We start from the raw sequence: 13330 nt of genomic DNA on the forward strand, positions 1-13330 counted from the left end.
ATCGTGGGCTCTCTTACAGCTGCGTCTCGCTGGTCGGGCTGACCTTCTCGCCGAGCCATTGCACCGCGGCATCGACGCCGCCCCGGCCGTGCGGAATCTTCAACGCGGTCAGCGCGACTTCGATCACCCCGAGCGTGCCGAGAATCATCGGCGCGTTGACATGGCCCATATGGGCGATGCGGAACGCCTTGCCCGAGAGGTCGCCGATCCCGGCGCCAAGGATGACACCGCAATGCTCCTTGCAGTAGCGATAGAGCGCGGCAGGGTCATGCTCGCCGCCCATCAGCACCGTGGTCACCGTATCGGAACGCTCGCTCGCTTCCGCAATGTTGAGGCTCAGCACCTGGCCTTCGCTCCACACCGTGACGGCGCGACGCACGGCTTCGCCCAACAGCCTATGCCTGCGATAGGCGTTCTCCAGCCCTTCCTCGAACAGCATGTCGATCGCCTTGCGCAGGGCGAACAACAGATGCACCGGCGCGGTGCCGGCATATTTGCGGTAATGCTCCTCGCCCTCGCGCTCGCTCCAATCCCAATAGGGCGTGCGCAGGCCCGCCTTCTTGTGCACTTCGAGCGCGCGGTCGTTGGCGGCGACGAAGCCGAGGCCTGGCGGCGTCATCAGGCCCTTCTGCGAGCCCGACATGGTGACGTCGACGCCCCATTTGTCCATCTCGTAGGGCATGCAGCCGAGCGAGGCCACGGTATCGACCATGAACAGCGCCGGATGGCCCGCGGCCCTGATCGCCTTGCCGATCGCCTCGATGTCGTTGTACACGCCGGAGGCCGTGTCGACCTGCGTCACCACGATCGCCTTGATCGTGTGTTCCTTGTCGGCACGCAGCCGCGCTTCGACCTCGGCGGGACGCACCGCGCGGCGCCAGTCGCCCTTGAGCACCTCGACCTCCGCGCCCATCATGCGCGCGGCCTGGCCCCAGCCGATCGCAAAGCGCCCGCTCTCCAGCACCAGGAGCTTGTCGCCGCGCGACAGCACGTTGGAGAGCACGGCCTCCCAGGCGCCGTGGCCATTGGCGATGTAGATGTAGGTCTTGCCTTTGGTGGCGAACAGCTTGCCGAGATCGGTCATCAGGCTGTCGGTCAGGTTGATCATCTGATCGGAGTAGATGTCGAGCGCCGGCCGGTGCATGGCCTGCAGCACCTCGTCGGGCATGGTGGTGGGTCCGGGGATGGCCAGAAACTCCCGGCCCGCGCGAACGGTCATTTCGAATGTCCTTTGGAAACGGTCGATGTCAGGGGCCCTCAAACCCGGTGGGCCGGATGCGGTTTTACGCGCCGCAGCAGCTCAAGAAAAGCCGGAGATACCGGGAGGCTGGCATGTTGCTGATGGCGCTAGCGCCGGGTTTCGCGGCAACCGGCCGCCTCGGCCTCCTCGACCGAGCAGAACCAGCGCGTGCCCTTGCTGATGCGCATCTTGATCTGCGCGTACCAGCGGCTGGTCGGCTGGTGATAGATGCATTCGCCGGCGCTGTTGACATTGCCCTTGATGGTGCAGTCGGGCGATGGTGCAACCGGGCCCGAGGCCGAGGCGAGCAGGATCGCATGGGCATTCTCCGGCGGCTTGGTGGCGCCAAGGATCGGGGTCTTCTTGTTGCGCACGCGCCAGTCCCATGGCGCGATGAAGGCGCCCTGCCACATCCCGGCCTTGGCCTCGCGCGCAGCTTTTTCGTCCGCCTCGTAGTCCTTGGACAGACGGGTATAGGCCAGCGCCCAGCCGTTCTCGACCAGCCATTTCTGGATGTCCTCGCCATCGACCTCGCAGCGCGCGACCTGGCGGCCGCGGCGGTCGACCTGCCGCGGATGGCAGGTCCAGCTCTTGCCATCGGTGTGCTTGATCAATTCGTCGCGCGCGGCGACGCCGCAGGTCCAGCGCTCGCCTTGCGTGTTGATGCAGAGCTGGTCGACCGAGGGCGCATCGATGCCGCCGAGCCGGATCCGCGTGCTGCCGATCTGTAGCGTGTCGGCCTCGCGGATCTTCGGCACGCCGGTGATATCGGCAGCCTGGGCCAGGTGTGGCAGAGCCAAGAGCAGAGGGAAGAACAGCAGAGGAAATCGGATTTTCGTCCACATGAACGGCGCCGTGCATCCTGGATTTGTTTCACAGCAACAGATTGTGAAACGGATCGGCACCCGGCGCCACCCTCGTTTGGGCCGGGTAGCCTCAACTTCGCGCGATGCTGCTTACGCATTGGTCGAGATGCGCGGTCATCGCGCGGCATGCTCGGTCCTTCACCCTCCCCTGGAGGGGGAGGGTCGATTGCGGGCGAAGCGCGCAATCGGGGTGGGGTGAAGTGGTGACGTGAGATATCACCCCACCCCGGCTCACATTTCGCTTCGCTCATGTGAGCCGACCCTCCCCCTCCAGGGGAGGGTGAAGGACTTCCCCACGTCCGTTTCCGCTCCTCAGCCCTGTGCCGTCGTCACCCGCCGCGCCAGGGTCAGCCCCATCAGCACGAAGGCGGAGGTCACTTCGGGGCCGCCGACCAGGATGCGGGTCGGGGTCTTCATCTTGTTCCACTCATAGGCCCGGTACGGCGCGCGCTTACCCTCCTCGCCGAAGCAGGCAACGACGCAATGCAGCGCCGGCACGAAGGCGGCACGCTCCGCGCCGAGATGGCCGAGCGCGATCAGCGCCAGCGCCGCATCGAACGCGTTCATCTCGCACGCGATCAACTCGTCCTGCACATAGGCCAGCACGTGGATGCGGATGATCTCGAAAGCGCCGCCGGGATCGATCATGCGGCGCGCCGCCGCCGGCAGCATCATGAAGGCAGCGTAGCAGCGGCCGAAATAGGCGCAGTAAAGCTCGGGCAGATAATAGATGTGTGAGCGCGGGTCGGTGAAAGCGCCGCTGACCACCAGGCGCTGCTGGAACGCGATGATCTGCCGGATCATCTGCAGCCGTCGCGGCGTCTCCAGAATTCGCCATCGGGCCAAGTTTCGGAACGAGACTTCAAGCACGTCGAGATTGAGCGTCGGATCGAGGTCGTTGCCGAACGGCCGCTCGCCTTTGATACTGTCGATCCAGGTGGCGATCCCGCCCTCATAGTCAATGCCGTCGTTGATCGGCACCGTGACGCGCGGCTCGTTGCTGCCGGCGCGCACCTGGTAGCCGGCATAGAAATCGACCAGCGGCTGGCTCAGCATCGGATCGTCGGAGCCCGCCTGCGTCGCCGCCGAGAATGCGCAGGCCGTGGTGTCGCAGTCCGGCACATAGACGCCGAAGCCGAGATCCTGCTTGATGTGCGCGAAGAAGCGGGAGAAGCGCGGATGCGGCAGAGGCGCCAGCGCGGTCACCACGTCATAGGTCGCGCCGTCGGCGCCGCGCACGGTCTCGCGGCTGGTCTTGAGGCAGAAATCGACCATGGCCGCGATAGCGCCGCGGGCGGAGCTGGCCTGGTTGGGAGACGCAAGCCCGCTCTCGATGAAGGCGAGCAGCGCCTCGGTGAAGAAGGCGTCGTAATAGGCCGAGCGATGGCGGATCTGCACCGGCGCCCACATCGGCTCGGCGATGCCGCGCCAGGGCGGGTTGACGATCGCGCTTGCTTGCGAGCGCGCGATGAAGACGCGGGCGAGATTGAACAGCAGCGTCGAATTCTTGTAGCCGCGCGAATTCAGCCCGGCCAGCGCGGTGAGGAATTCGCGGCCCTTCAGGTCCGGATCGCCGATCAGGTTGAAGGCGGCAAAGGTCGGAATGAAGCCGTTTGTCGCGAACGAGCCGAGCAGATGCGCGCCGCAGGCGCGGATGATGCGGTCGATTGCGTTTGCCGCCGGCATCGCGGCAGGCCGGTCCGCTCGAGGCGGCTGCGGATGCGTCAGCGCGAAGCTATCGATGAGGTCGGCGACCGGCCGGCCGATCGCGTCCCAGTCGGGCGATGCATCGTCGCGAGCACGTATCAAGGCCTCGCGCAGCGCCGTCAGGCGCGCCGGCTCGTTCAACTCGGGCAGCCCGGCACGATGCAGCAAAGCGCGCAACGCCGGATTGCCGAGCGCGGTCCGGTAGAATTTGGCAATATGCGCATCGCCGCTCCTGGGGCGGCGCAGCACCGGATCGCAGACGTCATAGAGCGAAGGCCCGTCCTTCCGCGCCGTCAGGGTTCGATATGCGGCGCCGGCGAAATACTGAAGGCTCATGAAATTTTCGCTCGGAATCGGCGGGCGGGTCGCTGAGCCTGACATGGCGGACCGGTAAAGACAAATGTGATGTAGTCACAGTGACGGCCGCGCACGGGCTGTTAAATGTGGCAATTCCGGACCATTTTCTTGCTTCGCAAACAATGGTCCGCATGGTGAATTTTGCCTTAATATTCAAGTGTTTGTAAAATCATCGATGTTTGCGTCTTGCCCGCTGGCGGGGATCGGGTTAAGGCTTTCTTCGTTGCGGCGCGGCAAATTGCGCGCAATTGGACGACACATCGTCCCGCAACTTCTCAAACCTTTCGGGAACTCGGCGCGACCAGCGCGTGCGCACGCCTGGGGCTGAACGGTTTGGCATTGACCGGGTTTGACATCGACCGGATTGGCTCTGACCAGGATTGAATGGATGACAGCAAGGCAGTCTTCTCTCTCCCGCCGCTCGCTTGCGATTGCCGCCGCCCTGATCGGCACGGCGTCGCTCGCCATCGGCGCGCATGCTGCCTTGAACAAGCGCACGCTCGATCCCGTGAAGGCGGTTGCGACCGAGCAGGGGGCGGTGACGGGAAAGGCCGGCGCCAAGCTCGCGCTGGTCATCGGCAATGGTCATTATCCCGACGCGGGCGACCCGCTCTCGCAGCCCATCAATGATGCGCGTGCGCTCGATGGCGCGCTGCGCCGTGATGGTTTCGACGTCGACGTGATCGAGGACGCAACCAAGGACGACATGGCGCGCGCGATCGCGCGGCTGCAGGCGAAGATCAAGCCGGACTCGGTGGTGATGCTGTTCTATGGCGGCTACGCCATCCAGGCCGGCCGGGAGAGCTACATGATCCCGGTCGACGCCGCGATCTGGAAGGAGCGCGACGTCCGCCGCGATGGCACCAGCGTGGAGAAGGTGCTGGAACTGATGCAGCGCCAGGGCGCCCGCGCCAAGCTCGTCGTGCTCGACGCCGCGCGCCGCAATCCCTACGAGCGGCGCTTCCGCGCCTTCTCGCACGGGCTCGCGGCGATCAACGCGCCGGCCAATGCGCTGGTCCTCTCGTCGGCGATGCCGGGCAAGGTCGTCAATGACTCGGACGGCCGCAACAGCGTGCTGGTTGCCGAGCTGCTGAGCAATCTCGACGGCAAGTCGGCCGGCGCGGAGGCCGTGTTCAACAAGACCCGCATGGCGATCTCTCGCGCTTCCGACGGCGAGCAGGTGCCGTCGGTCTCCTCATCGCTGCTCGAAGACGTTCGCTTCGGCGCCGAGCCGGACGCGGGAAGCTGAGGCGCTACTCCAAGATTGGGCGACGTTGCGAGCCGCATTCCACGCCTGTCGTCCCGGGCAAGCGCGCAGCGCGCCGACCCGGGACCCATACGCCGCAGCCATCGCTTGTGGCGCGATGCCCATGATCAGCCGTCGCAACATGAGCGCCGGTGGGTATAGGTCCCGGCGTTCGCCGGGACGACGCCGTTTTTTTATTGAGCGAGTGCCAAATAACGAGGCGGCAGTGCTTGAGCTGATGGGCCGCGGCGCACTGGATGCACGCCTGCGCGGGCATGACGAGATGCCAGTGGTCGGCAGTTCTCTTACTACTTCCCCGCCTGTTCGGCCGTCGCCATCACCGGCCGCACCAAATCGCCTTCGCGGAGCAGCGCGCCGGCGCGTGCCACCACGACGTCGCCCTCGTTGAGCCCGTCGCGGATCTCGACCTGTCCGCCGGACAATAGGCCTACCTCGACCCGCCGCGTCTCGACCCGCTCCCGTCGCACCACCTGTACGACAGTGCCGGCAGGATCATAGAGCACCGATGTCAGCGGCACCGCGACGTTACAGCTCTGGCCGATCTTGATCAGCGCGCGCCCCGCGGAATTGACCAACAGCCGCCGGCTGGCGTTGATGCCGATGAAGGCCCGGCCGAGCTGGCTGTTCGGCTCGACGGTTGGCGCGATCAGGCGAACCTTGCCATCGACATCGCCGACGCCGACGATGCGGATCCTGGCAGTCTGGTTCACCGCGAGCTTGTTGATCTCAGCGCTCGGCACCAGGCCGACCAGGTCGTATTCGTTGCGCGCGATGATCGAGAACAGGGCCTCGCCCCGCGCCGAGGCCAAGGCGCCGACGGTCGCGGTGGAGGCAGAGACCGTTCCGGCGACCGGCGCCTGCACCATGATCGTGCCGCCATCGGGCGCGGTCAGCCGCGCCAGGTTCTGGCCCGCGGTCACGGTGCTGCCGGGATCGACGAGCACCTCGGCCACCTTCAGTCCCGGCCGGTCCGGACGCACCGCGGTCTCGTCGCGCGCCAGGACCAGGCCCGAAACCTCGACCGTGTTGTCGAAGCAGGATTTTGCCGCCGTCAGCACCGTCACCGCGGCGCCCTTTGGCGGTTCGCTGTCCGCCGCCATGGCGCCCTGCACCAGCAAGGCAAGGCTGGCTGCCATCAACAGCGCGCGCGGCAGGCGGGAGGGCGGGACTTGTATCATACGAATACTGATCCTGTGAGCTGATCGATCGATAACAGATGCGCTGGGTCCGGACCAGTGCCGCCGAATTGTCGTCCCCGCAGCACGTCACGCGATGCGGCTGCCGGCCGAACCGCCTGTCATTGGTCGCTCGCGGGCACGCGTTGTTCACTCTGCGGCCGCGAAAAGCGCGAACTTATTTCGGATCGTCACGTTGATGCATCCGAATTGGCTCTCCTTGCTTTCATGGGCAACATATGATTCGCCTCCTGATCCCGCTGCTGCTGTCCTCGTCGCTGGTCGCTCCGGTGTTTGCTGTCGAGCTCAAACCCGACGCCGTCAACACCGCCGAGCTGCGCAAGCGTCCGCCGGGCGAGGCGAGGATGGATCCGGTCGCGATAAGAGCGCAGGTGCTGCTCGACCGTGCGCATTTCTCGCCGGGCGAGATCGACGGCCGGTTCGGCGACAACGCCCAGAAGGCGCTGGCCGCCTTCGCCGCGTCACGAGGCTTGAAGACCGGCTCCAAACTGACACCTGAGTTGTGGACCGCACTGACCGCGCAGGATCAGGAGCCTGTCATCGTCAGCTACAAGATCACCAAGCAGGACGTGAAGGGACCGTTCCTGCAAAAGCCGCCGCAGCACATGGAGGACATGAAGGACCTTCCCGCGCTCGGCTACGCCAGTCCGCGCGAGGGACTGGCGGAGAAATTCCACATGAGCGAGGACCTGCTTGCCGCGCTCAACCCGGGCAAGACGTTCGATAAGGTCGATGACGAGATCGCGGTCGCGGGCGTCATCAGGCCCGATGACAAGAACAGGCCGAAGCTGCCGCAGATCACCCGGCTCGACGTCAACAAGGACGAAGGCACGGTGCAGGCGTTCGACAAGGACAACAAGCTGGTGGCCTTCTTTCCGGCCACCGTCGGCAGCGAGGAAAAGCCGACGCCGACCGGCACCTTCAAAACGGTTTCGTCGGATGAGAATCCGACCTATCGCTACAATCCGGACTATGAGTTCAAGGGCATCAAATCCGGGAAGCCGTTCACCATCAAGCCGGGGCCGAACAACCCGGTGGGCTCGTACTGGATCGGGCTTTCCGTCGGCAACGGCTACGGCATCCACGGCACCGCCGAGCCGTCGAAGGTCGGCAAGTCCGAGTCGCATGGCTGCGTGCGCATGACCAATTGGGACGTGCGCTTCATCGGCGAGCATCTGAAGCGCCACGCCGAGGTGGATTTGCATTGAGCGCGCAAGTCTCTCGCACGTGCCGTCATTCCGGCGCGTTCGCGGATAGCGACCGAGCCGGGAATCTCGACATTCTTGATCGAGACCCTCCCCCCAACCGTCATTGCGAGCGAAGCGACGTGTCCGCCATAGCCCGAAGGGCGACGGCGGAAGCAATCCAGAATCGATCCGGGGTGCAGTCTGGATTGCTTCGTCGCTGACGCTCCTCTCAATGACGCCGCTGCTGTATCCAACTAATTCGTCGAGCGTCGTCAAGATGATGACAGGCGAGTCCCCATCTGTTGCAAAGAATCCCCTTGCGTCGTCGGGCAAATCAACTTCACATTCTCCGGCGTCTCGACCCTGCCAAGAGGGGCGCTTCGCGATCGTCACGAGTGCCGGGCCTGAGATGCGATGGCCTATCGGAATTGCAGCGCGCATTCGCGAGCGGACGAACAATTCTGACAGGACGGCGAAGTCGTGTGGTCCTGGCCTCCCGGTGCTGAGGTCAAGCTCGTGAGATGTCGACGCATCCGGTGAGCGACAGGGGCAAGAGAGCCGGTCCCTGGGGAGAGCGCGTATAAGGCGTAAACCATCGCGCAGGGAAGGCCGGGTGATCTCGGCTGAGCCTGTGGTTCTGCTGCGTGCTTTTTGCTGCACGCGGACCGCGGGCGCCAGCCGGCGCCCGGCCTTCCCTGTGCCCTCTATCCGTTATGAGGGTGGATCGTTGGCATAGCTCGGGCGCGACACGCGTCGCGAGATCGTGGACGTGTGTTCCGATGTCATGCCCCGCGTAGGCGGGGCATCCAGTACGCCGCGACCTCTCGATGGATGACGATCGTCTCTGGCATACTGGATCGCCCGCCTGCGCGGGCGATGACCGCGATTAGGCTGTTTGACATTCGAATCTGAGTCCACGCGCCATTCCCGGGACGTAGGGCGAACCCGGAATCCCGATATTGTTGGCGCGAGATCGAAGCCACGTCGTCATTGCGAGCAAAGCGAAGCAATCCAGAATCTTTAGGCTGAGACGGTCTGGATTGCTTTCGTCCGCTTCGCTCCTCGCAATGACGGCGGAGGCGTCGACACCTACATTATCTTGTTCCACGATCAATGAGCTTCGCGATCACCGGAAAATACGCGTCCCCATCGCCGGCATCGATCGCCTGCTTCAGGAGGGAGCCGATCAGCTCGGCGCCGCGCAAGTGCAGGCCGGCATCGCCGGCGAGTTCGAGTGCGTAGGAGAGATCCTTCAGCGCGTATGCGGTCGAGAAGGCGCGCTCGGGAAAGATGCCCGGCACGATCGCCTTGAGGCCATGGTTGCGCAGCGCGAAGCTGTCGGCGGAGCCCTTCGACAAGGTCTCCAGCAGCAGCTTCGACTCGACGCCGCTCCGGCGCGCCACCGCAACCGCCTCGCTCAGCGCATTCACGGTCTCGAACAGCACCATATTGTTGAGGATCTTGGTCACCTGCCCGGCGCCGACCTCGCCGCACCGCGTGACGTCGGTCGCAAAGCAGCGGATCAGCGGCTCGACCGCGGCAAACAACTCCGGCGAGCTACCGACCATCACGCTCAAGGTGCCGTCCTGCGCCGCTTGGCGCGTGCGGGCGATCGGCGCGTCGATCCAGCTCGCGCCCTTGTCCTGGAGCGCGCGTGCGAAATCGCGGGTCTGCTTCACCGAGGACGTGCCGAGATCGATCACGATCTGCTGCGGGTTGGCATGGGCGAGAATGCCGTCATTCTCGAACACGCTGCGCACATGCTTCGCGCTCGGCAGGCAGAGGAAGACGAGCGCGCTGCCGGTCACGACATCGGCGACCGAGGTCGCGACGGCGGCGCCTTCCTCCGCGATGCGTTCGAGCGGCTCGGCCGCAAGATCGAACGCGATGACCGGCCGGCCGCTCTTGCGCAGGAGATTCCGGCAGATCGGCTCGCCCATCACGCCGAGTCCAATGAAGCCGAGCGGGCCGCCCATCATCAGGGGGTCTCCCGCTTGGTGAAGGAGCGCGACGGCGCGACATGCAGCGCGAAGACGTCCCCGGTGTCGCCGATCGATGGATAGAGCTCGGTCACGATCGGATCGTGGCCCGGGATGGTGCGATCGGGATGGCCGGCGAGCCGTTCCACGGTCTCCCAGCCCGCGGCCATGTCGCCGATATTGTAGACGATCGGAAACGGGCTGCGCCTGTGCAGATTGGCGTAGTAATGGGCCGCGTCCGAGGCCAGCACCACGGGGCCGCGCGCAGTCTCGACGCGCACCACCTGCAGCCCGTCGGAATGGCCGCCGACGCGATGCACGGTGACGCCTGGGGCGACCTCGCCGTCGCCGGAATGGAAGGTGACGCGCTCGCCATAGACATGGCGCACCATCTGCGTGACGTGCTCCACCGAGAACGGATGGCGCAGCAGGCCGTTGCACATGCAGCGGCCGGTCGCATAGGCCATCTCGCGCTCCTGGAGATGGAAGCGCGCGACCGGAAAGCGGTCGAGATTGCCGGCGTGATCGTAATGCAGATGAGTGACGATGACGTCGCGGATGGTCTCCGCCCTGACGCCGAAGCCGGCCAGCGCCTCCACCGGATTGAGCTTGATGGTGCGGCTGCGCAAGCGCGCCTCCTCGGCATTGAAGCCGGTGTCGACCAGGATGTCGCGGCCGGGAAGGCGGATCAGCCACACGAAATAATCGAGGTCCTGTGCCGTCGTGTCATGCGGATCGGGCTGCAGGAAGTTCATGTGCGGCACGCGCGGCGACATCGTCGCATAGCGGAGCGCGTAGATCTCGGCGGCGTTTCCCATTCGTTGTTCTCGTTGCTTGCAGGAGTGGGAACGGCACCAAGCCACCGGCGCCGGCAAAGGTCAACGACAGGAGCGGCGTTGCAGCGATGACACAGGACGTGGGCGTGCGAACGGGACGATGAGGCGGGTAGATGATTCCTACGACATTCCAAGCGGTTGACGTGCCATCACCGCGATTTGATAATGCAGTTTGCGTGGGTTAAGGTCGCCGCGGCGCAAGCTGGACACGGCGCCTCGTTGCTGACCGCTGGACCGCCATCGTGATGACGTTTCGCCTGGTATTGCTGCTCTGCCTGTTTGTCTCTGCCGCTCTCACAGGTCCCGCATGCGCGGCGGGCGACCGTGTTGCGCTGGTGATCGGCAATGCGAAATATCCCGACGCCGACGCGCCGCTGAAAGAGCCGATCAACGATGCGCGCGATGTCGCCGAGGAGCTCAAGCGCGACGGCTTCACCGTCGAGGTCCAGGAGAACGCCGGCGGCGAGACCATGCGCCGCGCGTTCGACCGGCTCTATGGCAAGGTCAGGCCGGGCTCGGTGGTGCTGGTGTTCTATTCCGGCTTCGCTATCCAATCGAACCGGCAGAGCTACATGATCCCGGTCGATGCGCAGATCTGGCAGGAAGCCGATGTGCGTCGCGACGGCCTCAGCCTGGAGACGGTGCTCGGCGAGATCAACAGCCGCGGTGCCGGCGTCAAGATCGCGCTGATCGATGCCTCCCGCCGCAACCCGTTCGAGCGCCGCTTCCGCACCTCCTCGGCCGGCCTTGCGCCGGTGATCGCGCCAAGCGGTACCTTGGTGATGTACTCGGCCGCGCTGGCCTCGGTGGTGTCGGACAGTGGCCGCGACCATAGCCTGTTCGTGCAGGAGCTGCTCAAGGAGATTCGCGTCCCCGATCTCACCGCAGAGGAGACGCTGAACCGCACCCGCGTCGGCGTCACCCGCGCCTCGCGCAGCGAGCAGGTGCCGTGGATCTCGTCCTCGCTCGCGGAGGACTTCTCCTTCGTGCCCGGCACCGGCACCGGCAGCCGGCTGACAGGTGGCCTGAGCGAAGGCAATAGCGCGCCGCCGGCTGCCCCAGCGCCGGCCCCGTCGCCCGCGCCGGCCCAGGTCGCGGCGGCGCCGGCAACTCCGCCGCCGGCTGCCAGTCCGGTTCCTCCGCCGGCGCAGAAGGCCGAGAAGCCAGCGCAGCCCGTGCTGCCTCCGCCGTCTGCTTCGCCGTCGCCCTCGCCAAGCAATACGCCTGCGGCCAATGCCGCGCCGTCGCCGCAGCTCGCACTCGCCGATGATCCCGTCATCAAGGGGCTCAACGACAGGCTCAGCGCCAACCCGGACGATGTCGGCGCGCTCTACCGGCGGGGCCAGGTCTATGCCAGCAAGGGCGCCTACGAGCTTGCGATCAAGGATTTCGACGCCACCATCCGGATCAATCCGAAGGACGTTGAGGCGCTCAACAACCGCTGCTGGGCCCGCACCGTCATCGGCGAGCTGCAAGGCGCGCTGAAGGATTGCAACGAGGCGCTGCGACTGCGGCCGAACTTCGTCGATGCGCTCGACAGCCGCGGTCTCGTCAACCTGAAGAGCGGCGCCACCAAGAACGCGATCGCCGATTTCGACGCGGCGCTGAAGATCAATCCGCGCCTGACCTCGTCGCTCTATGGTCGCGGTCTCGCCAAGCAGCGCAACGGCGCGGCGCAGGAGGGCGCGCTCGACATCGCCAACGCCAAGGCGATGGATCCGAACATCGTCAGCGAGTACGAAAGCTACGGCGTTCGCTGAGATTTTTGTGCGCCGCAGCCGACATCAGTCGAACCCTACGCCGCCTCCGCGAGACAAACGGCGACAGTGATTGCCGCAAGCCCGCGCTTGCGGTGTGTCTGACGAGACCGATTGTGAGGGGCTGGCCATCATGACGATTTGCAAGACCATGGCGGCGGCGCTGCCGCGCTCTCGCGCAATGCTGGCGATCGCCGCGATCGGCGCCGGATTGTCGCTCGGCGTGGTCAGCGCCATCGCCGCGGAGGACGTGACCGAGGACCAGATCGTGCGTGCGCTCGCCGTGCCGAAGGCGCCGCCGTTGATCCGCGGATTGTCGCTCGACCGGCCGGCCGAACAGGCCGCCGCCCCACCCGCGGCCCCGCCGGCCGAGGACACATTCCTGCAAAGCGTCCGCGGCCGTGCGCCCCGCTCATTCTCGCCGGCCGAGCGCGAGCAACTCGCGACCATGGCGCAAGCAAAGCCGAACATCGATCTCGAGATCACCTTCGACTACAACTCCGCCAATATCAGCCAGAAATCGCTGCGCTCGGTGCAGGCCCTCGGCCGCGCGCTGACCAGCCCGGGGCTGAAGGGCGCGACTTTCGTGGTTGCTGGTCACACCGATGCGGCGGGAACCGACGCCTACAACCAGGACCTGTCGGAGCGCCGGGCCGATTCCATCAAGCGTTATCTGGTCGAGAAATTCCACATCGCCGGTTCCGACCTCGTCGCTGTCGGATATGGCAAGAGCAAGTTGAAGGATCCGAGCCGGCCCCTCGCCGAAGTGAACCGTCGCGTGCAGGTGGTTAACATGGCAAGCAAGACCGCGGCAAAGCAGCCTTGACGGGCCCGCGTGACCGAGACAGCGGTTTACAGACGGGACGCGTTCCTCCAATGGGGTGGGACGCGTCTCATTTGTGACGAGCGGCGCGGGCCGCGCCAAGCTCCCGCTCGGC

General features: G+C 65.6%; 10 protein-coding genes. 4 read left to right on the forward strand and 6 right to left on the reverse strand.

Annotation, left to right across the window (positions count from 1 at the left end):
- Window positions 1–13: 13 nt before the first annotated feature.
- From P6U24_RS02560 to P6U24_RS02570, 3 genes are all read right to left on the reverse strand, one after another.
- Window positions 14–1219 carry a pyridoxal-phosphate-dependent aminotransferase family protein gene (locus P6U24_RS02560; RefSeq protein WP_407157645.1) on the reverse strand — a complete coding sequence of 402 codons (1206 nt, stop codon included), beginning with the start codon at window positions 1217–1219 and terminating at the stop codon, window positions 14–16.
- Between the two features lie 128 nt (window positions 1220–1347).
- Entirely contained in the window at window positions 1348–2085 is a 738-nt protein-coding gene (locus tag P6U24_RS02565) for a thermonuclease family protein (protein ID WP_407157646.1), read from the reverse strand.
- A 333-nt stretch (window positions 2086–2418) separates the two neighbouring features.
- On the reverse strand, window positions 2419–4149 hold the full coding sequence (locus tag P6U24_RS02570; RefSeq protein ID WP_407157647.1) for a hypothetical protein: 1731 nt from the start codon (window positions 4147–4149) through the stop codon (window positions 2419–2421).
- A 409-nt stretch (window positions 4150–4558) separates the two neighbouring features.
- Here P6U24_RS02570 and P6U24_RS02575 point away from each other — a divergent pair, with 409 nt between their 5' ends.
- Entirely contained in the window at window positions 4559–5419 is an 861-nt protein-coding gene (locus tag P6U24_RS02575; RefSeq protein ID WP_407157648.1) for a caspase domain-containing protein, read from the forward strand.
- Between the two features lie 305 nt (window positions 5420–5724).
- Here P6U24_RS02575 and P6U24_RS02580 read toward each other — a convergent pair whose 3' ends face one another.
- Window positions 5725–6615, reverse strand: coding sequence for an efflux RND transporter periplasmic adaptor subunit (locus P6U24_RS02580; protein WP_407157649.1), 891 nt, complete (start codon window positions 6613–6615; stop codon window positions 5725–5727).
- A gap of 236 nt (window positions 6616–6851) precedes the next feature.
- On the opposite strand from P6U24_RS02580, the gene P6U24_RS02585 reads away from it, so the two are divergent.
- Entirely contained in the window at window positions 6852–7841 is a 990-nt protein-coding gene (locus P6U24_RS02585; protein ID WP_407157650.1) for a L,D-transpeptidase, read from the forward strand.
- 1073 nt (window positions 7842–8914) lie between these two features.
- On the opposite strand, the gene P6U24_RS02590 is transcribed toward P6U24_RS02585, so the two are convergent.
- A complete protein-coding gene (locus P6U24_RS02590; protein WP_407160748.1) occupies window positions 8915–9796 on the reverse strand; it encodes an NAD(P)-dependent oxidoreductase in 882 nt (293 codons plus the stop codon).
- A 2-nt stretch (window positions 9797–9798) separates the two neighbouring features.
- Window positions 9799–10617 carry an N-acyl homoserine lactonase family protein gene (locus P6U24_RS02595; RefSeq protein WP_407157651.1) on the reverse strand — a complete coding sequence of 273 codons (819 nt, stop codon included), beginning with the start codon at window positions 10615–10617 and terminating at the stop codon, window positions 9799–9801.
- A gap of 263 nt (window positions 10618–10880) precedes the next feature.
- On the opposite strand from P6U24_RS02595, the gene P6U24_RS02600 reads away from it, so the two are divergent.
- Window positions 10881–12395 (forward strand): caspase family protein, encoded by a 1515-nt coding sequence (locus P6U24_RS02600; RefSeq protein WP_407160749.1) that lies wholly within the window; start codon window positions 10881–10883, stop codon window positions 12393–12395.
- 178 nt (window positions 12396–12573) lie between these two features.
- Entirely contained in the window at window positions 12574–13218 is a 645-nt protein-coding gene (locus tag P6U24_RS02605) for an OmpA family protein (RefSeq protein ID WP_407160750.1), read from the forward strand.
- Window positions 13219–13330: the final 112 nt, after the last annotated feature.

It is taken from the genome of Bradyrhizobium sp. STM 3557, assembly GCF_045571465.1.
Lineage (GTDB): Bacteria > Pseudomonadota > Alphaproteobacteria > Rhizobiales > Xanthobacteraceae > Bradyrhizobium.